The 26,886-nt window shown below is 57.9% G+C and carries 19 protein-coding genes and 1 pseudogene; 9 read left to right on the top strand and 11 right to left on the bottom strand.

Features of this window, described 5'->3' with window-relative positions:
- Positions 1-503: 503 nt before the first annotated feature.
- From PG5_RS28640 to PG5_RS28650, 3 genes are all read right to left on the bottom strand, one after another.
- On the bottom strand, positions 504-1,574 hold the full coding sequence (locus tag PG5_RS28640; RefSeq protein ID WP_256229341.1) for a restriction endonuclease: 1,071 nt from the start codon (positions 1,572-1,574) through the stop codon (positions 504-506).
- A 223-nt stretch (positions 1,575-1,797) separates the two neighbouring features.
- Positions 1,798-4,086, bottom strand: coding sequence for a hypothetical protein (locus PG5_RS32980; RefSeq protein ID WP_155943757.1), 2,289 nt, complete (start codon positions 4,084-4,086; stop codon positions 1,798-1,800).
- Positions 4,087-4,171: 85 nt separating this feature from the next.
- Positions 4,172-4,354 (bottom strand): hypothetical protein, encoded by a 183-nt coding sequence (locus PG5_RS28650; protein WP_020800581.1) that lies wholly within the window; start codon positions 4,352-4,354, stop codon positions 4,172-4,174.
- A gap of 957 nt (positions 4,355-5,311) precedes the next feature.
- Between PG5_RS28650 and PG5_RS28655 the strand changes: the two genes are divergently transcribed.
- Complete coding sequence (locus PG5_RS28655) at positions 5,312-6,370, top strand: hypothetical protein (protein WP_020800582.1); 1,059 nt, start codon at positions 5,312-5,314, stop codon at positions 6,368-6,370.
- A gap of 72 nt (positions 6,371-6,442) precedes the next feature.
- Here the strand turns inward: PG5_RS28655 and PG5_RS35090 are convergent, their stop codons facing one another.
- Positions 6,443-6,994: a hypothetical protein gene (locus PG5_RS35090; RefSeq protein WP_042955822.1), complete on the bottom strand. Its 552-nt coding sequence runs from the start codon at positions 6,992-6,994 to the stop codon at positions 6,443-6,445.
- A 619-nt stretch (positions 6,995-7,613) separates the two neighbouring features.
- Between PG5_RS35090 and PG5_RS28670 the strand changes: the two genes are divergently transcribed.
- Entirely contained in the window at positions 7,614-8,168 is a 555-nt protein-coding gene (locus PG5_RS28670; protein ID WP_042955824.1) for an SLATT domain-containing protein, read from the top strand.
- Positions 8,169-8,170: 2 nt separating this feature from the next.
- Complete coding sequence (locus PG5_RS28675) at positions 8,171-9,706, top strand: nucleotidyltransferase (protein WP_020800583.1); 1,536 nt, start codon at positions 8,171-8,173, stop codon at positions 9,704-9,706.
- A 346-nt stretch (positions 9,707-10,052) separates the two neighbouring features.
- Here PG5_RS28675 and PG5_RS28680 read toward each other — a convergent pair whose 3' ends face one another.
- Positions 10,053-10,607 carry a cysteine hydrolase family protein gene (locus PG5_RS28680; protein ID WP_020800584.1) on the bottom strand — a complete coding sequence of 185 codons (555 nt, stop codon included), beginning with the start codon at positions 10,605-10,607 and terminating at the stop codon, positions 10,053-10,055.
- A gap of 102 nt (positions 10,608-10,709) precedes the next feature.
- Here PG5_RS28680 and PG5_RS28685 point away from each other — a divergent pair, with 102 nt between their 5' ends.
- The 3 genes from PG5_RS28685 (at position 10,710) to PG5_RS28695 (ending at position 13,764) form a co-directional block, all read left to right on the top strand.
- Positions 10,710-11,702 carry a GlxA family transcriptional regulator gene (locus PG5_RS28685; protein ID WP_020800585.1) on the top strand — a complete coding sequence of 331 codons (993 nt, stop codon included), beginning with the start codon at positions 10,710-10,712 and terminating at the stop codon, positions 11,700-11,702.
- Between the two features lie 204 nt (positions 11,703-11,906).
- Positions 11,907-13,016 (top strand): DUF3182 family protein, encoded by a 1,110-nt coding sequence (locus PG5_RS28690; RefSeq protein WP_020800586.1) that lies wholly within the window; start codon positions 11,907-11,909, stop codon positions 13,014-13,016.
- Positions 13,006-13,764, top strand: coding sequence for a S9 family peptidase (locus PG5_RS28695; RefSeq protein ID WP_020800587.1), 759 nt, complete (start codon positions 13,006-13,008; stop codon positions 13,762-13,764). Before PG5_RS28690 ends, PG5_RS28695 begins: the two co-directional genes overlap by 11 nt.
- 100 nt (positions 13,765-13,864) lie before the next feature.
- On the opposite strand, the gene PG5_RS28700 is transcribed toward PG5_RS28695, so the two are convergent.
- The 5 genes and pseudogenes from PG5_RS28700 to PG5_RS35485 form a co-directional block, all read right to left on the bottom strand.
- On the bottom strand, positions 13,865-14,851 hold the full coding sequence (locus tag PG5_RS28700; RefSeq protein WP_020800588.1) for a lysylphosphatidylglycerol synthase domain-containing protein: 987 nt from the start codon (positions 14,849-14,851) through the stop codon (positions 13,865-13,867).
- Positions 14,838-16,133, bottom strand: a complete 1,296-nt coding sequence (gene clsB / locus PG5_RS28705) for a cardiolipin synthase ClsB (RefSeq protein WP_020800589.1) — start codon at positions 16,131-16,133, stop codon at positions 14,838-14,840. The genes PG5_RS28700 and clsB overlap by 14 nt, the downstream gene beginning before the upstream one ends.
- Positions 16,130-16,927 carry an endonuclease/exonuclease/phosphatase family protein gene (locus PG5_RS28710; RefSeq protein ID WP_020800590.1) on the bottom strand — a complete coding sequence of 266 codons (798 nt, stop codon included), beginning with the start codon at positions 16,925-16,927 and terminating at the stop codon, positions 16,130-16,132. Before PG5_RS28710 ends, clsB begins: the two co-directional genes overlap by 4 nt.
- Positions 16,924-17,850, bottom strand: a complete 927-nt coding sequence (locus tag PG5_RS28715) for a DUF72 domain-containing protein (RefSeq protein WP_020800591.1) — start codon at positions 17,848-17,850, stop codon at positions 16,924-16,926. The genes PG5_RS28710 and PG5_RS28715 overlap by 4 nt, the downstream gene beginning before the upstream one ends.
- A gap of 125 nt (positions 17,851-17,975) precedes the next feature.
- Positions 17,976-18,104 (bottom strand): annotated as a pseudogene (locus PG5_RS35485) (MFS sugar transporter); the annotation flags it as partial.
- A gap of 78 nt (positions 18,105-18,182) precedes the next feature.
- On the opposite strand from PG5_RS35485, the gene PG5_RS28720 reads away from it, so the two are divergent.
- Positions 18,183-20,312 (top strand): mechanosensitive ion channel family protein, encoded by a 2,130-nt coding sequence (locus tag PG5_RS28720; protein WP_020800592.1) that lies wholly within the window; start codon positions 18,183-18,185, stop codon positions 20,310-20,312.
- Between the two features lie 113 nt (positions 20,313-20,425).
- On the opposite strand, the gene PG5_RS28725 is transcribed toward PG5_RS28720, so the two are convergent.
- Positions 20,426-24,730 carry a DEAD/DEAH box helicase gene (locus tag PG5_RS28725; RefSeq protein WP_020800593.1) on the bottom strand — a complete coding sequence of 1,435 codons (4,305 nt, stop codon included), beginning with the start codon at positions 24,728-24,730 and terminating at the stop codon, positions 20,426-20,428.
- 306 nt (positions 24,731-25,036) lie between these two features.
- Between PG5_RS28725 and PG5_RS28730 the strand changes: the two genes are divergently transcribed.
- Positions 25,037-25,921: a sugar nucleotide-binding protein gene (locus tag PG5_RS28730; protein ID WP_033043465.1), complete on the top strand. Its 885-nt coding sequence runs from the start codon at positions 25,037-25,039 to the stop codon at positions 25,919-25,921.
- A complete protein-coding gene (locus tag PG5_RS28735; RefSeq protein WP_020800595.1) occupies positions 25,914-26,843 on the top strand; it encodes an NAD-dependent epimerase/dehydratase family protein in 930 nt (309 codons plus the stop codon). Before PG5_RS28730 ends, PG5_RS28735 begins: the two co-directional genes overlap by 8 nt.
- The last annotated feature ends 43 nt before the right edge of the window (positions 26,844-26,886 follow it).

Below are 26,886 nucleotides of genomic sequence, written 5' to 3' on the forward strand. Positions count from 1 at the left end.
ACAAAAGAAGGCGCGGCGGGCGGAGCTGTATCATTGGGCATAACACGATCCTTGTCGGTATAGCGCAACCCGGAGGCTGTCTACCAGCCCGCCCGATATCGCGTGAGGGAATCTGAACACACTGCAATGTAGTCATAGTGCCAGTACATACTGCGTGCGGGTAGTGATTAGGGCAGCAGCCGATCAGGGAATCGCTACTCGTGCCGGTGTGCCCAGCGCGGACTAGCTATGTGAGCGGTATTTCGTCGATCAATCACACATCTAAATTGCATGCGATCTCTGACAGTGGTCACTCCCAGGCTAGGCCTGGGGATCATGCTGTAGGCCGCCGTTGTGGTTGGTAGCAATGAGCATTCAATAGAGGCTCACGAATCAGGCCATTGCCCGTGAGCCTTCAATAGTCGGGCTGTATCCCAGCCGCAACAGGCATCGGCAATCATTGTCCTTGAAAAACCATCTCATACGTCACCTCCAGAATTAGCTGAGCTAATTACAAAGCCTTCTTATAGGCTTTCGAGGTAGGGTTTTTTATCAATCACTGCAGCACGCACCTTACTTCGCAGGAGCCTGACTAAGTCGCTTTTGTTCATGAGCAGCACCACTATTTCCCTTAGGGTGCAGAGCACCATCGTTTTCTGGGTTGAATGAGTGACGCACTCGGCAATAGTGGTAGATGTAAAATCTGAGTTTGATATGAAGATTCCTCGAGCGTCTGCCCGCGCAAACAGTCTAACCATGTGCGCCGCGAGATCATTCACCCCCACTGGTTCCTTGAGCCATTTCATCTCGACAAGATAGATATGCCCTTCAAACTCGATGACTCCATCTATTTGCTCGACGACGACGCTTCCAGATTGATCTAGCCGTTTGAAGTCTTCTCGTAAGAGGATTCCATGTGCTCGGAACAGATCGTTCAATACTCCTTCCAGTAGCTTGCCGCGCTTTTGCGGTTCTCCATCCATACCAAAGAGAGCACTCAGTCGATCACGCACGTCTTCAAGTTCACGATCCCTCTTTACAGCCGCTTGACGCTCGGCTCGCGCTTTGGCGGCGACCTCGGCTTGAGCGGCCTCCCGTTGCTGGTTCATACGGGTAAACGAGTCTTTAACATTGACGATGCGCGCTAGGTCTCCCACGTTAGCTTTGGCCTTGTGAACATTGTTGGGCCAGCATCCTGAAAACTCCTCGAATTCCACCACTCGTTTGATGATTTCGCGCCTAGCTGCCAGGCCTCCATCCCCTCGCTTATTCAGCTTTTCAAGGACATCGCGAACTATTGCAAACGTACTGACTGAATCACGATTCGTTTTAACAGTGTTGGCCATCAGCGCCAGATCTTCTTGGGGCACTCCTGCTCCCTGCAAGAACAGCAGGACATCAGCCTTGCTTTTGCAAAGTAGCGGGATGGTGTCGACCAGTAGGTTAAAAACATCAGGGGGATAGTGGTAGCGCGCGTCCATGTTCCAGCCCATCACGTGGTGGTGAGATGCAAGAGTAGCTACCAAGAGCACAATGGCACCAGCAGTGGATGTGAAAAAAAAGCTCACGACGAACACGTCTTGGTAGCAGGCCAAGCGCCTGCGCCATGCTACGGCCTCAGCTGATTAGACTGCGGGGGCATGCGGCAAAAGCGTTGAATGGTGCCCATAGGTACGTAACCTCGCCACAGGGCGTCAGAAGTTTCATATCAGCTTCCCTATGCGAGTCATGACTATGAAGTCATCCGTCCGCAAGGCGTGTTGATAGGCAGTCACCATCGGGTTCGTTAAACGGCGGGCGTCAGTCTTTCCTACTGCTTCAAAAGCTTGCAGCGTCTGCATCGCCCTCTTGAATATTGGCCGAGGGCATAACGGCAGGCGTAACACCAGGCTGGATGATGAACGTCTCAGTCGGGAAGAACTGTTGGAATTTATACAAGGCATTTTGAAGCAGTTCATCCCTGTTCGGATAGTCCCCACTGTAGCGGCCTGATTTGGCGTTGATTTGCCAACAACCTTTACCAGCCTTGTGCATCTCGCCGGCAATTCGAGCGGGTTGGAACGCGGTAATGCTGGGATGGCCGCATTTTTCCAAGCGACCATCGATCTTTACCTCGAACTCTTTGCCGACGAGCAGTGCTCCATCTTTAGCGACCGCCCAAATGAGGTAGGTGGTTCTGCGAGAGGCGAATTTGCTGTTCAATTCAGCAATAGGCGTTCTAGGTGCATCATAGAGTCGGACAGCGGTCGGGTTATTGAAGATGTCTTGGCCATGGATCTCTTGCGCCTTGAGGTAAAGAGGAGCTCTTAGCCCCCCATAGGTCTCGTCCAGGTAGGCGTCTATGGACGCGTCCACTTCGACGAGGCGGCGCATGAATGAGGGGAAGAACTGACCATCTTTCGCTTTGAAGCTCGCTGATGTTGGATTCATTCTCAGCAGATTAAGTATGCCTGTACCGAGGGTCAGGTTATCTGTAAATACGGCTGAAACCGCGTCCCCTTGGGGCACGTCAGTCGCATCGATGTAAATTTTGAAGATCGGAATGGCGTCAAAAAAGAACTGAGCTTCCCATTGGAACCGGGCAAAGCCCTTCGTCAAGAAATTTACCTTTTCCTTTTGCCACTGCTCAACTTCTTCTGGTGAAGGTATCAGTGGAACGTCGGCCTCTTCATCCTCCGGACGAGCCTCAGGTCTGGTCTCCGGAGCATCTTCGCCGTCTAGGCATGCCGGATCGTGGGTTTCAATTGGGACTGTTGGGCGTGGCTCAGATGCTTCTGGATTAGCTATGTTTTCAGGTGGTTCCAGACGGGAATCTCCGCAATCTGTCGAGCGGGCCACTGCAGTTCTGTAGTCCAGATTCTGATCTCTCACCTCCTGACGAATGTGTGAGATTTCCCTCAAACGAATCCGGCAGGAGATGTCATCCGCGACATTGGTCTCTTCGGCAGGGAACCATGTCTTCCAATCCAGTGCTACTTGCTTTTTGATTCGGTCGCAGGTTTCTAAGGCAAAGTAGAACGGTAAACGTACCTTTTTATCTGTCGGCACGATGAGGACGTCAGGCTCGATTAGCTCAAGCGGGTCGCTCCAGGTGCCGTCCGAGTTCATCGTTTGAAGTGCTAATGCCCAAGCCTCTCGCATCGGCTTGCGCTTCATCGAGTAGCCTGTGGTGGGGATCAGCTTGGCTCGGACATAGGGGCCGAGCCGGTCGTCGTGGATATACAGAATCTTTTCGTGATCCTGTTTGTAGCCAACGATGCAAATGGCATGGTTGCCTTCACGCGTTGGTCTATTCTTGCCAGGCCCGCTCAGTGAGTAAACGTCTCCAATGAAAATCAGGGGCAGCTGGCTGTCGATGTGGCTCACAACTGTCTCAAAGAATCGCTTCTCATCAGTGCCGCGAAGGTTTTCCTGATGATGTCTCAAGCCTTCAGCATCAATAGAGCGCAGCATTTGTTCGGCGTTCAGCTCTGTGTTGGGAAAGCTGTTGGACGAGCCGCTGCGGTCGTTCAGGGCGTTCATCGTAATTTCGCTACACGAATGAACGCTTCGAATGCTGTGCCACTGCAAAGCATGCAGTGCTGACCATATGGCGGTCGTTGCACAGGCGGCGATGACCTTGTCTTGCTCTTGGAAGGCCAGCGACTCGACACTCAGGCTGATCCCGAACAGATCGACCTTGTACTTACGGCTGAGACGACGCTTGCGTTTGTCGTCTGTGGACTCATCATCCATCACCTTAAGGCATGTCTTGCCTATGAAGGTTTTAGGAAGCGGTTTGATCACCATGAAGCCCAGGTAATTGTCTTGAAGGGTCTTCACCAGTTCATCGGCGTTCGGGCCACCTGCAAGGATCTCAGAGACCATCCCGTGATCTAAGGGACAGGCGAAGAAATGCATCCGGGCACATTTGTGCCCATCGTTGCCATAACGCTTTGCGTAGTAGCGCGAGAAATCTTCCAGGAAATCCTTGTCCACGTACTGGAATTCGAGCAGTACGGTTTTCGCGTCGAGCCGGTTCAGGTAGTTGAATATGTAACCTACCTGGCGCTTCGTCAGGATGTCCGGAAAATCGTAACCAAAGCATTCGCGCACCAGGTTGGTCATGGTGGATTGCGCGAATTGGGATACGAGATACGGAGTCATAGGCATAAAAAAAGCAGCCTTACGGCTGCTTTCCTTGAAGTAGGGGTTAAAGGCTGCAGGTCTTCGCCAACTGCTCGCGAGTCACTACCTTGGCAGCGATCCGGGTCTCAATTTCACGGTCGTAGATCTCCATTTGCCGGCGCGATTGCTCCAGGCGCTTAGAGATATTTCGATCAGCGTCAACCTTGTCAGGGCTACGGGACAGGGAAATCAGTGCTTGCAGGCTCATGGCTATCTCGTCCAAAGGGCACGTCAGCTTCGCAGTCAGGGTGCGAGCTTCCAAGGCATCATCGAACACAATATAACGGTCGGTAAGGGTAGCTTTCAGGTGTCAGTGCGCTGAAGCGACCGGCGATTCTACTGGTGATTGATCAAAAACTCATCACCAGAGTTCACTTTCCTATGAACTACTCGACGAATGCAACAGAATTCATCGTTTCAACATCGCAATTGCGCTTAAGGTTTGATCCAAATGATTCACGAGGTGAGTGAAGCACACGTTTTCGCGTTCGCAAGCCCAACAGGCTTGGAAAGCCCTCTACGAAACGTTTATCGGCATTCATTTCTGGATCTGTAACTGATTGGCTCTCGAACTAGGTAAAATTTGACGACAGAAGGTCGCCAGATTTCACCTTGACTGCAGGTGGTCTCCAATAACGATGCGGGACTCCTCACCAATCCCTTCAATGCCTTCCCTGCACCCTGAGGTGTCCGTAGTGGTGATCTAGTGAACCCGGACACCCCATTAGCCATGTACGACGACTGAGAGTGACCTCGTGTAGTACCTGGCAAACCTCTCTAGCCGTGGGTGTGGTAACCAGAGCAATCGGTTAAAGCCTTAAGGGAAATTGGCTTTGATCGCTCTACCAAAGGTACACCGGCAGACATGAATCAGGTAAAGCCTAGCTGTGCTGACCTCCATCCAAGGTGAGCACTCTCCGTATCACCTGGGAAGAGACTGACTGACGCGACGGCAAATCGCCCCGTACGTGCACACTCGAGCGATGCGATTAGATGTGGGGTCTCTCACTGCAAGTACGCAATTACCAACATCAGGATTCGGATAGTAGGTTGAATCATCCTGGCGATGTGCTATCCATTGGGTATATCTGCAATCGTTGAAAGCAGGGTATCCCACCGGCGCGTATCTATCGACGCGACCATTGCCTATCTGCAAGGAAGAACCATGCGCCTCGATCAGATGCCGTACCACTCGATGCCTACCCTAGCCGTACTCCCATTCCGTCAATTTGGGATCGGCTGGTCATGGCAGCTGCGAGCCCTGAAGCTCTTCCCCGACTCCCTGCTCGCCTGGAAACGCTACTTCTACGACAACGGCCAGGGGCATGCACGTGGTTCCTCATTTAGCACCTTTGCAGAAGCTATGATTGCGGCAGATGCGTTCAACCAGACCACCGCCGAGCGCATAGGCACAGCGGTGCTTGATCCCGTGATCCAAGCCTCAGTCACCCTAAAGGTCGACAAGGCTTTGACTGCGGCTCGCCGCATTCAGGACGAAGAGGAGCTAATGGAGCGCGAGGCGATCAAACGTAATGCTCATCTGCCCCGCCCAGCCATCGAAGATTTAGAGCTGCCCAATAAAATGGATAGTTTGCGGCAGCCGCTACACGAACAGCTTACACGTGCCCCATATTTGCAAGTGGTTGCACTCCCAAGGTTTAACGCTTGTCTTCGTCGTACCGGAGACATGAAATGGGAAGAGATCGGCGCTCTAACCCCGAAGCGCTCACAGATATGCCTCAGAGAATTTACTGCCAAGGGTTTTGGTCTTTCGGCAGCTGATCACTGGGGAAGAACCAAGGCACAGATTCGTGCTCTGCTGCTTCCAAGAGCTAACCAACTGCTTCAACTGGCCAGCGTCAAACAAATGCTTGCCGAGGCTAGGATGCGCGGCCAGAGGGTGTTGGTCTGTGGAGGCTTCGTGTTCTGGTTCGAGGATGATGGGCAGCCTAGGTGGGTCATCAAGAACACCGGGGGCGAGTCCAATAGCGAAGAAGGTACGACCCTATGGCATGAAGGCACTATTTTGTCCAAGAACCATGGTCGGATCGTAGTGCTTCCATATATCAAAGAAAATGGCGAGCGGGTGCAAGGTCACACTAAGAACGCGCCACATGACGGGAAAGCTCTACCTCGTCATCGAGATCAATATGTCACCCTTCCGTTCGAAATCTTGGAAGGAGACCTCATGATCGGTTTGTTTGGAGAGCTGCACTATGAGTGACAACCGACCGGCACCTGACGCTATCCCCCCCCCGCATCGATGATCATGAAATGAATGGTCAAGCGAGGGCAATCAGAGCTCTGCATCCCATGCATTCATCGCCTCACTAACAGTCGCGCACCAGTGGAGCTCAGAACTCTGTAAGGCATTTGCAATTTGCCTGTTTGTATTACCATCGACCCAAGACGGGAGGCTTTCCTGACCACCTGGAAAGAGACTAGCCGTAGCGACAGCGTAACAACCGGTACTCGTAGACTGTAGGCACACGTACCGCACGGCAGAGCCACTGGGCAGCCGTCGCCAAGCCACCACCTCGATACAGTCCATGGCACTCACTGGAGCCTCTACGGCGGGACTCACTACCGGTTCCACCTGGGCATCTTCCGCTGCTTTGACTGACCTGCTAGGCGTTCCTGGTTTGTGGACAAGGTGCTTCAACTGCTCACGTGAAGCGACTATCTGTTCGCGAAGCTCTTCGGGATCGATGGACATCCCGCCCTCCGGTGTCACCCTAAGGGTCTTAAAACTGTTCACTGCCTGAATGAATTCGCTTTCACGCTTTTGCTCCCATGCAAGGCGGCGTTCGGAGAACAACCAGTGTGCAATTTTATTGAGGTTGATCATTCTGTGCTCCAGAATCGCTGTTTGAAGCCGACGTTCCTCGATAGGCTATCACTGGACTCCATGCTTGGCGCAGATGGTGATAGTTGATCCGTCTCCACGGCACCTGGCGCGACGGTCAGAATGCTCATTGCCTAGCTTGATCGGACTTACAGCAAAGAGGATTAACCGCTGCGCGCACTGCCGACTCAGCTCCATCGGATCAACCATAAGAACGAATGGGTACTTTCGTGAATAGTGCCTGCGGGGGTTATCCATTACCAGGTGAACGTCTAAGCGAGTGGGCATCCGCCCTTTACTAATCATGTGGCCTGGGGGCGTGGAGAAGAAGGAAAAACCGTTCCCAAGAGTCACAACGTGAGCCGAGAAAACCTCAGGCCCAACGGCTAGCGAAAGGCTTCGCCAAAGCATCTACACACCTCCTCAACGTCACAGCCCTAGGGCGATGCGTGTCTATCCCAACCCAATCATGGCTGGCCATCATCGTTTGAACGAGCATCTGTCGAGCATTGCAGAGATGGTCACCATTGGTTGCTGCTTCGCGACAAGCAGATTGATCAAGGTGTGCAGTCATGCTCTAGTGGCCTGAGGTGGCTGTTTGATCTCGTCAAGGTAGACAAAAATGACTGATTTTTCTCATCTGGAAGGCCAGATACGCGAGTGTTTTGGACGAGTTGTTTACACACATAAAACTCATGAAAAAATGGCTGATAACTGTGCAACTACATTACGTCGCTTCAAGATCACGCAAATCTGGGTCTCTGGGCTAACCGCTTCCGGCGCAGTAATCGCTGTGTTTTTTGATCCTGTGGGTGTAAAAGTCGTAACGGCGTTGCTCTCGCTGCTTACGTTGCTGATTTCGGGTTATATGAAAGGGTTTGATCCTGGTGGGACAGCTCAGAAGCACCGGGATGCCGCAGCCAGTATCTGGCCAATACGTGAGTCCTACCTTTCTCTGATCACTGATTTGCGAATGAATCATATCTCCTACGAAGATGCTATTAAGCGCAGAGATGAGCTGCAAGCGAAGCTAGCCTCAATCTATAAGGGGGCGCCACAGACGGACAGTAAAGCTTACTTGAGCGCACAGAAAGCATTAAAGGATAACGAGGAATATACTTTCTCGGATTCTGAGATTGATTGTTTTCTGCCCACTACTCTACGCAAGGATGCCTAATAGTGAGCCCCACCCTGGCAAGTGACCGTTTTATTTCTGCTTTAGCTGCAACTTTAGATATTCCTGCTGAGCGGTATGAGTCTGCAGATAAAAGTTATCGATCAATTTGTACATGGCTGGAGCGTCCCGAGTCGCGCTTTTCTAGAGTTGATATTGATGCATATATTCAAGGCTCGTTTCGGCTAGGTACAGTCATTCCGCCAATAAGTGGTGAGGAACACTACGATCTCGATGTGGTTTTCGAGTTTAATCTTAGTAAGGCGACAAAAACTCAGCAGGGGCTTTATGAAGACCTCGGTTATGAGCTCAAGCTTTACGCAGCTCGGTATGGGATGCAGGCTCCATCCGATTGGGATAGGTGCTGGACGTTAAATTACGCCGACACCGCGCAATTTCATATGGATCTTCTACCCTCTGTTCCGGATGGACAACGACAACGTTTGATAAGAGAGCAGCGTGCTATGACGCTGGATTTTGTTGATCGCTCTATATCAATAACTGATAAAAATCATGGTAATTACGCACATCTCTCTGAGGATTGGCCCTCCAGTAACCCGCACGGTTATGCGGATTGGTTCTACGAATGCATGAAGCCTGCGTTTGACCAAAAGCGTAGGGCTATGATGCTGGCAGAGGCCAAGGCTGATATTGCAGATATACCCGTATTCAGAGTGAAGACGCCTCTGCAGTCAGCTATCCAGATTCTTAAACGTCATAGAGACATGCGTTTTTCAGATGATCCAGACGGTCGCCCTACATCTGTTGTGATTTCGACGTTGGCGGCTCACTCGTACGGACAGGAGTCGTCAGTTACTGGTGCTCTAATCAGTATTCTACAGTCGATGGACAGATACATTGTTGATCGGGAAGGCGTGTCTTGGATAGAGAATCCATCCAACCCGCGTGAGAACTTCGCCGACTCTTGGGAGCAAGAGCCAGCAAGGAAAGATGCTTTCTATGATTGGCTCGATACGGCCCGTACTGACTTTGTTCGTGCTGCGGAGCAGGGTGATCTGAACGCAATTATTGACGCGTTGGCCCCAAGGATGGGGCGTGAGTTGGTTGAAAAGGCGGCTAGCCATCCTGGACAGAAATCGCTGACCGAGACTTCCGTCATCAAGCGTGCGAAAAGCGCGTTCCAGAAGTTGATAGACGCGCCGCACCGCAAACCGGTTGCTTGGCCAACAGTTCCGGTAGGTTATGTTCAGGTCGAGGGAACTATGACTAGGAATGGCTTCAGAGAAGCCGTGTTCCATAACGATGGTGCACCTCTGCCTAGAGGATCCTCGTTAAGCTTTGTAGCGAACACTGACGTGCCCAGACCATTCAAAATCTATTGGCAGATAGTGAATACAGGTGAAGCGGCAGCAAAGGCAAAAAAACTGCGGGGGGGATTCGAGCAGGCCACTGTGACAACGGGGACGCTGATAAGGAGAGAAAACGCTTCCTATGCAGGGTCTCATACCATTGAATGCTTTGTGGTCAAGGATGGTTACTGCGCCGCTAGAAGTGGACTTTTTGTAGTCAACATCCAGTGATGATGCTTTCCCGACGAGCGGTATGTCGGTGTTGGCCGCATTTGGGCCGAAACCATTTTGTTAGGTTTTGCACGGATTTTGGTGCCGAAATGACCGAAAACTTACAGAATACGCTACATAGTGAAACCAGAAAAATTACGGTTTTATCAGATTTGCTTAGCTATTTAAGGCTGTTCACTCACTCACTCGAACGGTTTTGTGGCCTTTCTGGTGTTCATAACCGTTCTAAGCAATAGCTTCGATCGAATCAAAGCCCGGCACTCCCATCAGGATGCCGGGCTTTTTGTTACCCGCAGTTTTCGATTTCCCTGTAGGAGCCGTATTGCGCGGCAAGGCGGGTATGTTATTAACGGCTGGCGGCGAGGAACTCGTCGGTGGACACCACCTTGGCGTAGGCAAAACCCAATGCCGACATGAACGCGGCATGTACGTGGGCTGCCGGAACGTTCAGTCCATTGAACTCCAGGTCACGGGAGGCACAGGCATCGTGGATCACCATGACGCTGTAGCCGAGGTCGTTGGCGGCGCGGGTGATGCCGTCGACACACATGTGGCTCATGCTGCCGACCACCACCAGTTCCTTGATGCCTTGCTCGTCGAGAATGCTCTGCAGTTCGGTTTCGCGGAACGAGTTGACGAAGTGCTTGAGCACCACCGGCTCATTGCCTTGGTTGAGGACTTTAGGGTGCAGCTTCGCACCGTCCGAGCCCGGGGTGAAAAACGGCGCTTGTGCGGAGGTGAACTCGTGGCGGATGTGCACTACCGAATCACCGGCCTCACGAAAGGCCTTGAGCAGACGAACAGCGTTGTCTGCGGCGGCATCGGCGCCGACCAACGGCCATTTGCCCTGGGGGAAGTAGTCTTTTTGGATATCGACTACGATGAGTGCTTGCTTGGCCATGACTGTTTCCTCGAAGTGCGGTTTGGGTGTGGAATGAAGTATTGACCCTGGCAGACCGTCCGGGGATTGGCCGCACCGACAATAGAAGGGGGAAAACTGACAATGGATGCACAAAGGGCAATCGCCGAGCTGGGCGTGTTGATCTATCCCGGCGCGCAGGTGGCGGCGGTGCATGGGTTGACGGACCTGTTCGGGGTGGCCAACCGTATCGCTGCAGAGCACCAGGCGGCGCGCTTGCCTTTGTTGCGGATCAGCCATTGGCAGGTCGATGGCGAACAGGCGCCCGTTCGTGTCTATGACAGCCATCCGGCTGCGGACAGCGCATTGGTAGCGGTGTTGATTCCGCCGTCGATTGCCGGCTTCACCGAAGCCCAGGCGCCGCAAGCGCTGCTGCGTTGGCTTCGCCAGCAGCACGCCAACGGCGCGACCCTGGGCGGAGTCTGCGTGGGCTCGCTGCTATTGGCTGAAAGCGGACTGCTGGACGGTCGCAGCGCCACCACTCACTGGACTTCCGCGAAAACCTTCGCCGAGCGCTACCCGGCGATCAAGCTCAAGGCTGATACTCCCATCGTCGATGACGGCGACCTGATTACCACGGCCGGGCTGATGGCGTGGTCTGAATTGGGTCTGCGCCTGGTCAATCGTCTGCTGGGCCCGAGCATTGCCACCGGCACTGCGCGTTTCCTGGTGGTGGAACACAGCGACAGCGCCAGTGAGTGTGGCAGCAATTTCGCCCCGATTCTCAACCATGGCGATGCCGCGATCCTCAGGGTTCAACACTGGCTGCAAAGCACGGGTGCCACCGATGTCTCGCTGACGGCGATGGCTGAACGGGCAGGGCTGGAGGAGCGGACGTTCCTGCGGCGATTCCGTGCGGCAACCGGGCTTAAGCCGACGGAGTACTGCCAGCACCTGCGAGTCGGCAAGGCCCGGGAAATGCTCGAATTCACCAACGGCACCATCGATCACATCGCCTGGACCGTGGGATATCAGGATCCGGGGGCGTTTCGTTCGACATTCAAGAAGATTACCGGACTGGCCCCCAGTGATTACCGGGCGCGGTTTGGGGTGATGCCGAGTGCGGCCCCCCGATAGAAGCATCACCCTGCGGGAGTGCCAAAATGCTCGAGTCGTGCAAAATGCCAGAGTCCTGATACCCGTCGTGCAGAATAAAGCAGGCGCGACGCTATGCTTTTTGCACAACCGATTGATTTTAAAACCGTTATTTTCGAGGGACGATTGGCCTGAACCCTGCACCCCATCAGCTACATTCATTTAGCGACAATTGAAGGGGGACGCATGACCCCAACCAACCGCAAAAAACTGGTAGTCGCCCATTCGGTCCGCCCCGATGCGCCGCAGCACGAAGTCGAAACCAATCGCGCCCTGGCCCGTTGGCTGGCGCAAATCCTCGGGCTCAAATACGGCGGCAGCTACGACCCGCAGGTGCATGGCGGGCGGGACATCTATTTGTTGCCGACCCAGACCCTGGTGGGCGCCGCTGCCGCCCGGCAGTTGGGCGTCAAGGGACCAGAGGATTTATGGGGCGGATACGTCGAGCACGATTTCATCTGCACCAAGGCCATCAGCCATGGTTTGTTGAACAGGCATGCCCATGCACCGCAAGGCTGGGCGCCGATGTTTTCCGAACGGGTGCGCACGGTAGTGCTCGACGGTCTCAGTGTTTTCTCCTTCGACGATGCACGGCCGGCGGCGGAGCATCTGCTCTACAGCGGTCCGATCCGTATGAAGCCAATTCATGCCTGTGCGGGGCGCGGCCAGGAAGTCATCACTAGCCTCGACCAGTTCGACGAAATCCTCGCCCGTCCTGAAGCCAAGGCGCTGTTCAGTGAAGGTGTGGTACTGGAGCAGGACCTGGACCAGGTGATTACCCACAGCGTCGGGCAGAGTTTCATCGGCGCCAGGTTGCTCAGTTATTGCGGTGATCAATACTTGACCAAAGACGCTCATGGCGAAGAGGTCTATGGTGGTTCGAACCTGCTGGTGGTGCAGGGTGGCTACGACGATCTGCTGGCGCTGGATTTGCCTGACGATGTGCGATTGGCGATCAGGCAGGCCAAGGTGTTCGACGCGGCCGCCGATGAAGCCTATCCCGGTTTCTACGCCTCGCGGCGCAATTACGACATCGCCCAGGGAATTGCCAGTGACGGCCAGCGACGCAGCGGCGTGCTCGAGCAATCCTGGCGCATGGGCGGGGCCAGCAGCGCGGAAGTGGCAGCGTTGCAGAGCTTCGTCAACGATCCGGGGATGCGCGCGATTCTTGTGTCTTCGGTGGAAACCTACATCGATCAGCCACTGCCGGCGGACGCCATCGAGGTGTACCGAGGGCCAGCGGAAAACAGTGATTTTCTTCTCAAGTACGTAACGGTCAAATCCTATGACGGCTAGAAGCGAAAGCATTCAAATCGACATCGACGACGAACAGATGAGTGGGACTTTCCTGAGCCCCAAATCAAAAGTCCCTGGCGTGCTGTTCGTGCACGGTTGGGGGGGTAGCCAGGAGCGAGATCTGGAGCGGGCGAAAGGCATCGCCGGTCTGGGGTGCGTATGTTTGACCTTCGACCTGCGCGGGCATACCGGCGGCACGGGTATTCCGTTGACCCGCGTGACCCGTGAAGACAATCTGCGTGACCTGCTGGCGGCCTACGACCGCTTGCTGGCGCACCCGGCGCTGGATACCTCGGCGATTGCCGTGGTCGGCACCAGTTACGGCGGATACCTGGCCTCGATCCTCACCTCGCTACGGCCGGTGCGCTGGCTGGCCCTGCGAGTGCCGGCGCTGTACCGCGACGATCAATGGCATACGCCCAAGCGCGATTTGGACAAGCTCGATCTGCGCGATTACCGCAGCACTCTGGTGCGCGCCGACAGCAATCGGGCACTGCATGCCTGTTCGCAATTCACGGGTGATGTGTTGTTGGTACAGTCCGAAACCGATGATTACGTGCCTCACGCGACCATCATGAGTTATCGCGCGGCGTGCCAGCAGACACACTCGCTGACCCACCGCATCATCGACGGCGCCGATCATGCGCTGAGCGATCCGGTTTCACAGCAGGCCTACACCTCGATCCTGGTGGACTGGATAACGGAAATGGTGGTGGGTGAACGGTTGAGCATTATTCAGTCAAAATGAATAGTAGTGTCGCTCATGACGCCTTCGCGAGCAGGCTCGCTCCCACAGGGGAATGCATTTCAAATGTGGGAGCGAGCCTGCTCGCGAAGGCGTCCACCCATTATTTGGGTTTTTTCGATATCCGCAATGACTTGGCCTTGGCCTCCACCATCAGGTACATCACCAGCGTGATCAATAACGGCAACAGGAAATAAATCGCCCGATACGCCAGCAAACCCGCCACCAGGCTACCCCGCGATGCCTCGTGTTGCAGCAGCGCCACGAACACCGCTTCCAGCACACCTAGCCCTGCCGGAATGTGGGTGATGACCCCGGCGATGGCGCTGATCAGCAACACGCCAAGCACCAGCGGATAATCCAGTTTGCTCGGTAGCAGCGTGAAAATGACCGCGGCCATCAACGACCAGTTCAGCGCCCCCAGGGCCAGTTGCAGGACCGCCATGCGCAGTGATGGCAAGTTGATTTCGACCCCGCGGATCGCCCACTCGCGGCGTTTGGAAAACTGGCAGGCCGCGAGATATCCCGCACTCGCCAGCAAGAGTAAAACGCCCACGCCTTGCAGCGCGCCGCTACTGAGTTTCCAGCCTGGCGGCATGCGCACCAGCCCACTGCTGAACACCGCGCCGGCAATCACCATGTAGCCGAACCAGTTGGTCGCCAGGCTCAGGCCGAGGATTTTCGCAATGTTGGCCTTGCTCACCCCGAGTCGCGAATACAGCCGATAACGCATGGCGATGCCGCCCACCCAGGCGCTCAGGTTGAGGTTGAAGGCGTAGCTGATGATGCCCACCGGCAGGATCTGTTTCCACGTCAGGTCCTGGCGAATGTAGGTTCGGCCGATCAGGTCGAAGCAGGCGTAGACCAGGAAACTCATCAGTGTCAGCCCTGACGCGATGATCAAGGTGCGTACCTTGAAATCGGCCAGGGTGTCGAGCACCTCGTTCCATTCGATGCGCTGGGCAAACATCGTCAAGAGGACGATCAGCGCCAGGAAAAACAGCATTGTCAGTGGTCTTTTCCAACGACTCCAGCGCGATTTCGCCGGGTGCTCGGCGTGGGACGCCGCGTGAGTTTCAGTGCGGCTCATGTTGATCGCTCCCGGTCGGTGGGGTGAACGTTTTCAAGCGTGGTTTGTGCGCTGGCAGCCAACCGGCCCATGCCGGGAAATGGCGTAGGAAATGGAACACCAGAAAGCCCACGGTCATGTGCCAGATGCGCCCGCGTGGGGCCTCGTCCACCGACATGGCCTTGCAATGGTTGTCGCTGAGTTCTTCAAGCCGATCGAACAGGTCGCGGTTGAACGCGCGGTCACGGATCAACACGTTGGCCTCCAGGTTCATCGACAGGCTCAGCGGGTCGAGGTTGCTGGAGCCGACTGTGCTCCAGTCTTCGTCCACCAGCGCGACTTTGCCGTGCAGTGGCCGGTCGCAGTATTCGAAGATTTTCACCCCGGACTTGAGCAGGTAATCGTAAGTCATACGCGCCGCGAGTTTGGCCACCAACATGTCCGGCTGACCCTGCAGGATCAGGCGCACTTCTACGCCGCGGCGCGCGGCGTTGCGGATTTCGCGCAGCAACCTGTAGCCTGGGAAGAAGTAGGCGTTGGCAATGACCACGCGCCGCTGCGCCGTGCGCAGCGCCAGGCGGTAGACCTCTTCGATGTCGGTCGCGTGCTCGGCGTTATCGCGGTACACCAGTCGTACCTGACCGTCGTGATCGGTGACGGCCAATTCCGAACGCCGTTGTCGACGCCGTTGCCACCAGTATTTGGCGCGGGCCGGGCGACCGCATTGCAGCAGGGCAAAGTGGTGAATGTCGGCCACCGCCGGGCCTTGAACTTCAACCGAATAATCCTGCTTGGCTTCGGGGCCGAAATCGGCCAAATGATCGGCGGAGAAGTTGATCCCGCCAATGAACGCAATCGTCCCGTCCACCACCACGATCTTGCGGTGCAGGCGTCGGAACCAGTTGGTGCGGATGCCCAGGCGCTTGGGTGCCGGGTCGAACATCTGTAAATGCACGCCAGCACCGCTCAGGGCGGAAAGATAATCGGCAGTCAGTTCTCCGCAGCCAAACCCGTCGAAGCTGGCAGTCACGCGGACACCCCGTTGTGCCGCCTCGATCAGCACCTCCTTCAATTCTTCACCGACTTTGTCCTCGAACACAATGAAGGTTTCCAGGAGGATTTCGGTGGTGGCCTGGCGCATCGCCTCGAACACTCTAGGGAAATAGGCTTCGCCATTTTCCAGCAGTTGGACCCGATTGTTGCCTTGCCAACCGTACTCGACGTCGACGGCTGCCGGCTCGCTAATGGGCGGTGCGGCAATGGTTCTTTCCAGCGTGTTTTTTTCCATCGACGGGATGCTCATAGCTCGATCTCCACCGACAACGGTGCGTGATCCGACAGGTGTGACCAGGGACGGTTCGCCAATACCTGCGGATGGCTGGCCTTGAGGTTACGTACGTAGATACGGTCCAGGCGCAAGGTCGGCAATCGCGCGGGGAAACTGCGCGCCGGCTTGCCGTGGTGCTCGGCGAACACTTCGCGCAGACCACAGGGCTGGAGCAGGGCATCGGCGCGTTGGCGCCAGTCGTTGAAATCACCGGCGACAATCACCGGGGCGTCGCCTGGCAACGACTCAAGGCGGCGGCCCAGTAACTTGAGTTGTTCATTGCGATGGGTTTCGCGCAAGCCAAGATGGACGCAAATGGCATGCACCTCCGGGCCCTCTCCCGGCAGGCGCAACACGCAATGCAAAATGCCGCGGTTCTCGTGTCCGCTGATGGACACGTCGAGGTTGTCGTGCCGAACGATCTGGAATTTCGACAGCAAGGCGTTGCCGTGATCACCTGCCGGATAGACCGCATTGCGTCCGTAGGCAAACTGCGGCCAGAGGGTGTCCGCGAGGAATTCGTACTGGGGCATCGCTGGCCAGTTGTCGTAGCGCTTGTGGTGATGCTCGTGGGTGCCGTGTACCTCCTGCAGAAACACCACGTCGGCGGAGACACTGCGCACCGCCTCGCGCAGTTCAGGCAGGATGAATCGCCGGTTCAACGCCGTGAAGCCCTTGTGGGTGTTGACCGTCAGTACGGTGAAACGATGCACCGTGGTATCGATGATCGCCTGCTCGTCGGTGGTGCCAACCGGGTCGGAAACGCTCATGGCAGCACCCCTTCCGCAGCGGGCTCACCGGGGGCGGTGAGCAGCTCTTTGTCGAGGTCGAAGCGTGCCAGCAAACGGCGCGCATCGAAGGGCGCGCGGACCTTGATGTCGTTATCGAAGTAGCAGAAAACTTCTCGAGACTTTCGCACCCTGGGTTTGAGGCGAGGTGCGATCAGGTGGGGATCAGCCGGTTGCCGACCATGATGCCAGGCATCGATCCGGTCACCCCAACGCTTCAGTGCCTGAGGGGTGTAGCCACTGGCGTAGAGCTCTTCGGCACCGTGCAGGCGCAGGTACACGAAGTCGCTGGTGAGGTCTTCGCGATAGGGCCATTTACCGGCGGTGTCGGCAATCACCAGGGCCGTGTTGTAGCGTTTGAGCAGGCGGACAAATGCCGGATCGATGAAGCTGTCGTTGCGGATTTCCACGGCATGGCGCAAGGGCTTTTTCTTGCTTGTCTTAAGGCTGGCGTGGCCGTTCACATGGGCGTCGTGCTGGCGGGCAAGGGCAGCGGCCTGCTCCGTGTCGTGGGGCAATTGCTCGAGGAAGCTCTCGAACAGTGCGGCGTCGAATTTGAAGTTGGGCGGAAACTGCCATAGAAACGGTCCGAGTTTTTCCTTGAGTTCCAGGACCCCGGAGGCGAAGAAGTTCGCCAGGGGTTTGTGGATGTCACGCAGACGCTTGATATGGGTGATGAAGCGCGGCGCCTTGACGCTGAACACAAAGTGCTCCGGGGTTTCGGCATACCACTGGGCATAGCGTTCTGGCCGCTGCAGGGCGTAGAACGACCCATTGATTTCGATGCTGTTGACTGCCCGTGAGGCGAATTGCAATTCGCGCCTCTGGGCCAGTCCCTTCGGGTAGAAATCCCCCCGCCAGGGCGTGTAGCGCCAACCTGAAATGCCGATGTGAATCGCCGCCATGTCGCCTCCCGTCTGACTGCCCCCTGATCTTTTGATGACTGCCAGAGGTTGACGAAAGTTTCGGTGGGACTACGGACGGTATGCATTTCATACATCACCGCAATACCCGTTGGGGCCGGTTTGCTGGCGATCGCGCTGGCGGCTTTTTCCTTGGGCACTAGACTGGTGGCGATTGTCGAGCCAATCGAGAAAAACACCCCGTGCGCCAGGCCGGTGACGATCCGCGACAGGATCAGCGAGTAGCCCGGCGCTTGGCATTTACCGGCCAACACCGAACTAGTCCGGCATTTCTCGATCAGTTCCTTACAGTCCTATCCAAAGGAGCGGATGCCTTGATCAGGCTCAAGACGGCGATATTAATGGGGGCGCTGTTGTTCTTCGGCAGCGAGGAACTGGAAGCAGCGGCGATACCGGGTGTGCCGGCAGCGGCCACCGCCGCCACACCGCCGGCACATCCTCAACCCTTGGTTCAGGGCGGCTTGCTGGGCGCCATCAGTTCAAGCATCGATGGCATCCAGGACAAGCTCAATTTCAACAAGGACCTGCTCGACGCCTGGCGTCTGCGCGCGGATCGTGCGGCCGATGAGGTGGATCAATTGGTCAATCGTCCATCGGCCCGCTCGAGTTGGAGCGTGGCGGCCGATTTCCTGCTGCTGACGGCGGTGTGGGCAGGTGTCTTCGGCTTGCTCTGGATGTTCAGCAAGTTCTTGACCGAACGCCTGTGCCGTCATCGCTTGCTGCTCAGTCGAGAGCGTGGGCAGGCATTGCTTGGGTATGTCTTGCCCTACAGCCTCCCCGCGGTGATCAGCCTGCCGTTGACGATCTATGCCAGCCAGTTCATGGCTTTTTCAGCGGGTCGGGCGCTGGCGTTGTGTTTTGCCTATGCCACCAGCAGTGGGGTGTTCGCGGCGTCGTTGGTGATGTCCCTGGTGGTGCTGTTCAATGTCGGGCACAAGCGCCGGGCGGTGCAGATCATTCGCCAGGACAGCCCGCGGCCGCTGTTCGCGATCGGCTTCCTGGTCGCCCTCAGCGACGCCTTGACCAGTCCGCAGATCGCCCATCAACTGGGTAACAACCTCACCAGCAGCATCGCCGTATTTACCGGGCTGGCGGCCTCGATTTCCTTTGGTTTGCTGGTGGTCCGCATGCGCCGTCCGGTCGCTCACGTTATCCGCATCCTGCCGCTGGCCCAGCGGCGGGCGCAGCCGGCGTTGCGCGAAACCCTGCGGATTTTTTCCGGGCTCAGGTATTGGCCGATCCTGTTGATGGTGCTGGTGTCTGTCATCAACTTGATCGGCATTGGCGATGACAACCAGCAAGTGTTGCGCAGCGCGCTGTTCACCACGGTGCTGCTGATCGCGACGGTGTTTCTCAGCACCACGTTGCATCACTTGTTCAAGTCCCGTAGCGAATCCGACGTGCGCCGCAGTGGCGCCTACAAAGAGCGCTTCCTGAGCCTCTCCCACGCGTTGTTGCGTATCGCCATGGCCATTGTGTTCATCGATATCCTCGGACGAATCTGGGGCGTATCACTGTTCGATTTTGCGGTCAGCAATGCGGTAGGGCGGGCGATCAGTGACGCGGTGAGCCATATCGGCTTGATCTTCCTGGTGACGTGGATGGTCTGGGTCGTGCTGGACACGGCGATCCAGGAAGCCTTGAAACCCCCGCTCAACAAGCGCGGGGCACGCCAGCCTAGTACGCGGGTAAAGACCATCCTGCCGTTGCTGCGCAATGCGATCAAAATCATTTTGGTGGTGATCTGCGCTATCACCACCATGGCCAATCTGGGAATCAATGTTGCGCCGTTCCTGGCCGGTGCCGGGGTCATTGGCCTGGCCATCGGTTTCGGTTCCCAGCAACTGGTTCAAGATGTAATCACCGGGTTGTTCATCATCATTGAAGACACCCTGTCGATCGGCGACTGGGTGGTGCTCGATTCCGGGCATGCCGGCACGGTCGAAGGCCTGACCATTCGCACCCTGCGCCTGCGCGACGGCAAAGGGTTCGTGCATTCGGTGCCCTTTGGCCAGATCAAGGCCGTGACCAACCAATCGCGGCAATTTGCCTACGCGTTCTTCTCCGTGCAGTTCACCTATGACACCGATGTCGACAAGGCCATCGAACTGATTCGCGAAGCAGGGCATTCGATCAGCGACGACCCGTTCCTCAGGTACAACCTGCAAGGGCCGCTGGATGTGTTCGGCGTTGACAAGATGGACCTCAATGGCGTGGTCTTGACGGCACAATTTCGCACCGTGTCGGGAGGGCAGTATGCGGTGAGCCGTGCATTCAACCAGCGTTTGAAAAAGCTTGTGGATAACAGTCCCGAGGTGCATTTCGCGCAGACTTATCCACAGCAGGTCTTGATGCCGAGGCAGGCGGCGGAACCTGTGAATGATGGGGTGGCTGAGCCTGGGCATTCGGCGGTGTTGATGCCGGATCAGCTTCGGCCCCAATAAATTTGTTGGCAGTGATGGCCTCTTCGCGAGCAGGCTCGCTCCCACAATGGATTTATGTACACCGGTCCAATGTGGGAGCGGGCCTGCCCGCGAAGAGGGCCGCCCAGACAACATCAATGCCGGATCAGCTTGCTCTTCACTTCAGCCATAGCCCGTTGATCCAGCTCCAGCCAAAAACACGGCTTGCCAGCTATCTGCGCAGCCACCGGCAGACCATCGCGATACACCAGTCGATTACTCGCCAGCGCCGGTACTTTCGCACCGGGCAGCAGGGTGCCGGCGAGGTTCAGCGGATCGACCCCGCAGACTGCGATCAAGCTGCCGTCGTGGGGGCGTCGCCGTACTTCGCGCAGCAGTGGAATAGCCTCCGGCAGTGCGAACTGTTCACCCGCCAAGCCACTGACAAAGCGCCCGCCCCGAATTTCTCCGCGCGCCTCCAAGCGATGGAAGGTGCGCAGCAATTCCCGCCAGCTCGGTAGCCAATCGGCCTCACGTTCGAGCAATCGCCAGATCACCACGCCGTAGCGGCGCAACAAGGTCATGGCGATGTGTTCCAGGGTGTCTGCGGGTGTTGGCGTCGGTCGCGGATTATCCACCACTGGCGCGGCAGTCCCACGACGCAATAGTGCCCAGCGCCCGGCATCGTCCATGCCGCCGACAAAGGCCCCGCGCCCGCGCCGGCTACTACGCTGCTGGCGCTTGCTGGCCGGGGTGATCAGTGCACGCAGGCCGGCAAAGCTGTCGGCGTTGACCAACCCGGCACCGACCAGTTCCTGCAGGGCGATTTCCAGTTCCGTGCGCAACAGGTGGGCTTCGTGAATCAGCTCATCGAAAAACAGCGCGCCGTGCTGGCTGAGGGCGGCGTGAACCTTCTGTGTCTTGGGCGACAGTTCGCCGACCGGCGTCTGTTCGGTCAAGTCGCTCCAGAGACCGACCCGCTGACGCGGCAACAACACGATCGGCGTACTGCGCAGCGCGGTGCCGGTGCTGCGGTTGCGTGCGGTCAACCGGGTCCAGACCAGCTTGCCGCTACGGCAGGCATCATCGAGCCAGGTGGGCGAATAGTCCTTGAGCCTCGCGGGCAGCAGGTCGCTGTCCCAGGCCGAAGCAGCAGCGGGGTAGCCTTCGAACTGAGCACTGATGGCCGATAACATCGAGCTGCCCTGGCCTCGGGTGGCGTTGGACAGGTGTTGCCAGTCGAACAGAAAGCGCATGAAATCCTGCAAGGCCACGGGCTCGATTTCCCGGCGCAGGCGCTTGACCGTATAGCGGTGAATCCGTGCCAGCAGGTGTCGCTCGCACCACTCATCTTCAGTGCTGCCCGGAGTGAACCGGCCGCGCAGCACATAGCCTTCGTGTTCGAGTAACGCCAGCGCGCGGGTGACGTGTGTCACTGGCAATTGGAGCGGTTCGGCGATCGCCTGCAGCGGCAATGGACCAAACGCGCTGAGCCGTGCGCGAATCACTTCAAGCACCGCGTCGTCCACTTCCCAGTGCTCATCGAACCCCGGCAACGCTTCCAGCGCTGGCATCAAGACAGCCTGTGGATAAATGGCCCGCAGGCAGGTCAGTCGTTCCCGCGCCAGCCAAAGTGAATGGCTGATGCGGCAGGCGCGGCCGCTGTCGGCCAGGGTGTCCAGCCAATCGAGCCATGGGGCGTTGGCGCTGGCCTCGGCCTCGGTGATGCACGCCAGGCTCATCAACGCCTCGTGCATTTCATCCACACCGCTGGGTGTCGGCCAGGCTTCTTCGCGCACGGCGGTAATCGCCTCGACGTCCAACGCACCAAGGTCATCGGTGGATTCTGGCTCGCTCCAGCGTCGATTGATAACGGCTTGTGTGCGGCGCTCTTCCAGTGGCGCGTCGTCAAGAAAGGTGTATGGCCGGGCGCTGAGTATTTCCGCCGCCAGCGGCGAGGGTGCCGGCAGGTCTCGGCTGATCAGGCGGACCTCACCGCGCTCCATGCGCCGCAACAGCGCCAGCCAGCCTTCACTGTCCATGGCGTCGTGCAGGCAATCATCAAGGGTTTGTTCCACCAGCGGATGGTCGGGGACTTCGCGTTCGCCGACCAGGTTTTCCACGCAGGCAATCTGATCGGGAAACACGTTGGCGATCAGGTCTTCACTTTTCATGCGCTGGATCTGCGGCGCGACCTTGCGCCCGCCGGTATAGCGCGGCAACGCCAGGGCCACACCGGCATTCCAGCGCCAGCGCACACCGAACAGCGGCGCGTCGAGCACGGCCTGGATCAGAATGTGTTGCGCGCTATTGCTGTGCAGATAGCGCCAGACCTCATCGAGTTCAAAGCTGTGGCTGGTGGACAACGACAAGACGATGGCGTCCTCGCTGGCGGCCGCCTGCAATTCGAAATTGAAGGTGCGGCAAAAACGCTTGCGTAGGGCCAAGCCCCACGCGCGATTGATGCGGCTGCCGAACGGGCTGTGGATGATCAGTTGCGTACCGCCCGACTCATCGAAAAACCGCTCCATCAGCAGCGTGTCTTGAGAGGGCAGGGCGCCGAGGGACTGGCGCGCACGGGCGAGGTATTCGACCAGTTGTTCGGCGCTGGCCAGGTTCAGGCCGAGGTTGTCGGTCAACCAATCGAGGCTTGGCTGCAAATTGCCCGGCGTGGCGCCCAAGAGCTCATCGAGTCGGGCCTGCAGGCGCGCTACGGCAAACGACAGTTCAGCACTGCGCCCCGGGGCTTCGCCAAGCCAGAACGGGATCGTCGGCGGCTGGCCCTGAGCGTCTTCGACCCGGACCTTGCCGGTTTCGACCCGCAGGATCCGGTACGAGGTATTGCCCAACTGGAACACATCGCCAGCGATGCTCTCCACGGCGAAATCTTCATTGACGCTGCCGATATTCAGCGCTTGCGGCTCCAGCAATACGGCGTAGTCGGCGTTGTCCGGAATCGTCCCGCCGCTGGTCACGGCCGTCAGTTTGGCGCCACGACGACCACGCAGGGTACGGTTCACGGCGTCGCGGTGCAGATAGGCGCTGCGAATACCCTGACGCCCGTTGTAACCCTCGGCAAGCATGCGCAGCAGCGCCTGATAATGTTTTTCGTCGAGCGCGGCATAGGGCGAGGCCTGCCGGAACAACGCCAGCAAAGCGTCCTCTGGCCATTCCTGGCAACTGATTTCGGCGATGATCTGTTGCGCCAGGACATCCAGCGGTGCCTCGGGGATCAGCAGGGTGTCGAGCTCGCCCCGGCGCACGCAGTCGAGCAGCGCGACGCATTCAATCAGGTCGTCGCGGGTGGTCGCGAACAAACGGCCCTTGGGCGTGCCGCCGACCTGGTGTCCGGAGCGTCCAACCCTTTGCAAAAAGCCGGCAATCGAGCGCGGCGAGGCGATCTGGCACACCAGGTCGACGTCGCCAATGTCGATGCCCAATTCCAGCGACGCGGTGGCGATCAACACTTGCAGCTCGCCGCGCTTGAGCCGCTGTTCGGCGTCCAGGCGAAACTCCTTGGCCAGGCTGCCGTGGTGGGCGGCCACGGCGTCCTTGCCCAAGCGTTCGCTCAGGTGCCGACTCAGGCGTTCGGCCAGGCGCCGCGTATTGACGAACACCAGCGTAGTGCGGTGCTCGCGGGCCAGGGCGGCCAGACGGTCATAGACCAGTTCCCAGACATCGTTCGCCATCACCGCCGACAGCGGCACGGGTGGAACCTCGATGCCCAGATCTCGTGGGCGGGCATGGCCGATGTCGATGATTTCGCAGTCCCGATCGCGGCCGACCAGAAAGCGCGATACCGCTTCTATGGGATTTTGCGTGGCCGACAGGCCGATGCGCACCAGCGGTTCGGCGCACAACGCCTGCAAGCGTTCCAGGCTCAGGGCCAGGTGGCTGCCGCGCTTACTGGCGGCGATGGCGTGGATTTCGTCGACGATCACCGTGCGTGCGGTGCCGAGCATTTTTCGGCCTGAGTCGGAGCCGAGCAGCACGTACAGCGATTCCGGGGTGGTGACCAGAATGTGCGGCGCGGTCTTGCGCATCGCCGAGCGGTCTTTTTGCGGTGTATCGCCGGTGCGCACGGCGGTGCTGATGCGCAACTCGGGCAGGCCCATCACCCTCAACTGTTCGCTGATACCGGCCAACGGGTTTTGCAGGTTGATCTGGATGTCGTTGGACAGCGCCTTGAGCGGCGAAACGTAGACCACCAGGGTTTCGTCAGGCAAGCCTTCGAGGGTTTCCAGGCCACGGTGGACCAGGTCGTCGATCACGGCGAGGAAGGCGGTGAGGGTCTTGCCGGAACCGGTGGGTGCGGCAATCAGGGTCGAGCGGCGCTGGCGGATCAGCGGCCACGCCCGGGCCTGGGCGGCGGTGACCGTCGCGAAAGTCTTGCTGAACCAGGCGCTGACGGCGGGGTGGAAGCCGGCCAAGGCACTGTCGACGGGGATGGGCAGGTTCATGGTCTGATTTATGCGGGTGACTCAGTGAAGATGCAAGTACCGCTCAAGACCTTTGCTGGCCTTTAGGGCCCCTTCGCGAGCAGGCTCGCTCCCACATTGGGCCGGTGTACACAATTTCATTGTGGGAGCGAGCCTGCTCGCGAAGAGGCCAGTAGCTGCACTACAAATCCCGGACATCTACACTTTACGGATGACGGTTGCGCACTAAACCCGCAAAATGCAACGATTCCGGCAACTATCGACGACATTGCCCGCGGGCGCCGTCGATTAAGCCATCGTTCCAATCAGACTGGGCCTGCTGACTCTATGCGAATGCGCCTTATGTTACTGGGCGGCGGAAATGCCCTTGGGCAGGCGCTGATTCGCCTCGGTGCGGAGGAAGACATCGGTTTCCTCGCCCCCCGCCCACCTCAAGACGGCTGGGATGCCGCGAGCCTGACGCAACTGCTCGACGACACCCGTCCGGACGCGTTGATCAACCTCGCCTACTACTTTGACTGGTTCCAGGCGGAGGCGGTCAGCGAACAGCGCCTGGCCGGGCAGGAGCGGGCGATCGAGCGCCTGGCCGAACTGTGCCAGCATCACAACATCGTCTTGCTGCAACCCTCGAGTTATCGCGTGTTCGACGGCTCCCGGGCGACAGCCTACAGCGAAAAAGACGAGCCGCAGCCGCTGGGCCTGCGTGGCCAGGCGTTGTGGCGAATCGAACAAAGCGTGCGCGCCACCTGCCCGCAACACGTGCTGTTGCGTTTCGGTTGGCTGCTCGATGACAGTCCCGACGGCACCCTCGGGCGCTTCCTCAGCCGCGCCGAGCAGTCACAGGAGCTGTTGATGGCCGACGATCGCCGTGGCAATCCGACACCGGTGGACGACGCGGCCCGCGTGATCATTTCGGTGCTCAAGCAACTGGACTGTGGCGCGCCGCTTTGGGGCACCTACCACTACGCCGGGCATGAGGCGACCACGCCACTAGCCTTGGGGCAGGCGATTCTCACCGAAGCACGCGCCCTGCATCCGCTGGCCGTCGAAGCTCCGACCGCCCAGGCTCACGCCGCGCGACCGGACGCCGCCGAAGAACCGCAGCACGCGGTACTGGCCTGCAAGAAAATTCTGCACACCTTCGGAATCAAGCCACGCGCCTGGCGTGCGGCCCTTCCGGGTCTTTTGGACAGGTTCTATCGTCATGGCTGATCGCCCCGTTTTGATTACCGGAGGGGCCGGTTTCATCGGCTCCCATCTCACCGATGCCTTGCTCGCCAAGGGCTATTCGGTTCGGATTCTCGATGATCTGTCTTCCGGTAAACGCAGCAACCTGCCGCTGGACAATCCCAAGGTCGAGCTGATTGTCGGCGACGTGGCCGATGCCGCCCTGGTCGCCCGTGCGATGGCCGGTTGCGGTGCCGTGGCGCACCTGGCGGCAGTGGCATCGGTACAGGCGTCGGTGGACGATCCGGTGAAGACCCACCAGAGCAACTTCATCGGCTCGCTAAATGTTTGCGAAGCCATGCGCCAGTCCGGGGTCAAGCGCGTGCTGTTTGCCTCCAGTGCCGCGGTGTATGGCAACAATGGCGAAGGCGAGTCGATCGGTGAAGACACGCCCAAGGCACCGTTGACGCCCTACGCGTCGGACAAGCTGGCGAGCGAGCAATACTTTGATTTCTACCGGCGCGAGCATGGGCTGGAACCGGTGATTTTTCGCTTCTTCAACATCTTCGGCCCGCGCCAGGATCCGTCCTCGCCGTACTCCGGGGTGATCAGCATTTTCAGCGAGCGCGCGCAGAAAGGCCTGCCGATCACCGTGTTTGGCGACGGTGAGCAAACGCGGGATTTTCTCTACGTCGAAGACCTGGTCGATTTGCTGGTGCAGGCTATCGAGAAACCCCAGGTGGAAGACGGCGCGGTAAACGTCGGCTGGAACCAGGCGACCAGTCTCAAGCAAATGCTTGCAGCCCTCGAGGTGGTCGTTGGCAAGCTGCCCCCGGTGAGCTACGCCCCGGCACGCTCCGGCGATATTCGTCATTCACGGGCCAACAACCAGCGTTTGCTGGAACGCTTCAGAGCGCCCGAGCCGACGCCGTTGAGTGTCGGGTTGGCGCGGTTGCTGGGACAATAGAAAAAGGCGCCGGTTGAGGCGCCTTTTTTGTGTGCGCCCAGCA

The organism is Pseudomonas sp. G5(2012), assembly GCF_000408945.1.
In the GTDB taxonomy this organism is placed as follows: domain Bacteria; phylum Pseudomonadota; class Gammaproteobacteria; order Pseudomonadales; family Pseudomonadaceae; genus Aquipseudomonas; species Aquipseudomonas umsongensis.

Excerpts from the sequence above, each read along its gene's own strand:
- PG5_RS32980 (WP_155943757.1), bottom strand. The coding sequence starts at position 4,086 with ATGACCAACCTGGTGCGCGAATGCTTTGGTTACGATTTTCCGGACATC.
- PG5_RS28650 (WP_020800581.1), bottom strand. The coding sequence starts at position 4,354 with ATGAGCCTGCAAGCACTGATTTCCCTGTCCCGTAGCCCTGACAAGGTT.
- PG5_RS28655 (WP_020800582.1), top strand. The coding sequence starts at position 5,312 with ATGCGCCTCGATCAGATGCCGTACCACTCGATGCCTACCCTAGCCGTA.
- PG5_RS35090 (WP_042955822.1), bottom strand. The coding sequence starts at position 6,994 with ATGATCAACCTCAATAAAATTGCACACTGGTTGTTCTCCGAACGCCGC.
- PG5_RS28670 (WP_042955824.1), top strand. The coding sequence starts at position 7,614 with ATGACTGATTTTTCTCATCTGGAAGGCCAGATACGCGAGTGTTTTGGA.
- PG5_RS28680 (WP_020800584.1), bottom strand. The coding sequence starts at position 10,607 with ATGGCCAAGCAAGCACTCATCGTAGTCGATATCCAAAAAGACTACTTC.
- PG5_RS28685 (WP_020800585.1), top strand. The coding sequence starts at position 10,710 with ATGGATGCACAAAGGGCAATCGCCGAGCTGGGCGTGTTGATCTATCCC.
- PG5_RS28690 (WP_020800586.1), top strand. The coding sequence starts at position 11,907 with ATGACCCCAACCAACCGCAAAAAACTGGTAGTCGCCCATTCGGTCCGC.
- PG5_RS28695 (WP_020800587.1), top strand. The coding sequence starts at position 13,006 with ATGACGGCTAGAAGCGAAAGCATTCAAATCGACATCGACGACGAACAG.
- PG5_RS28700 (WP_020800588.1), bottom strand. The coding sequence starts at position 14,851 with ATGAGCCGCACTGAAACTCACGCGGCGTCCCACGCCGAGCACCCGGCG.
- clsB (WP_020800589.1), bottom strand. The coding sequence starts at position 16,133 with ATGAGCATCCCGTCGATGGAAAAAAACACGCTGGAAAGAACCATTGCC.
- PG5_RS28710 (WP_020800590.1), bottom strand. The coding sequence starts at position 16,927 with ATGAGCGTTTCCGACCCGGTTGGCACCACCGACGAGCAGGCGATCATC.
- PG5_RS28715 (WP_020800591.1), bottom strand. The coding sequence starts at position 17,850 with ATGGCGGCGATTCACATCGGCATTTCAGGTTGGCGCTACACGCCCTGG.
- PG5_RS28725 (WP_020800593.1), bottom strand. The coding sequence starts at position 24,730 with ATGAACCTGCCCATCCCCGTCGACAGTGCCTTGGCCGGCTTCCACCCC.
- PG5_RS28730 (WP_033043465.1), top strand. The coding sequence starts at position 25,037 with ATGCGAATGCGCCTTATGTTACTGGGCGGCGGAAATGCCCTTGGGCAG.
- PG5_RS28735 (WP_020800595.1), top strand. The coding sequence starts at position 25,914 with ATGGCTGATCGCCCCGTTTTGATTACCGGAGGGGCCGGTTTCATCGGC.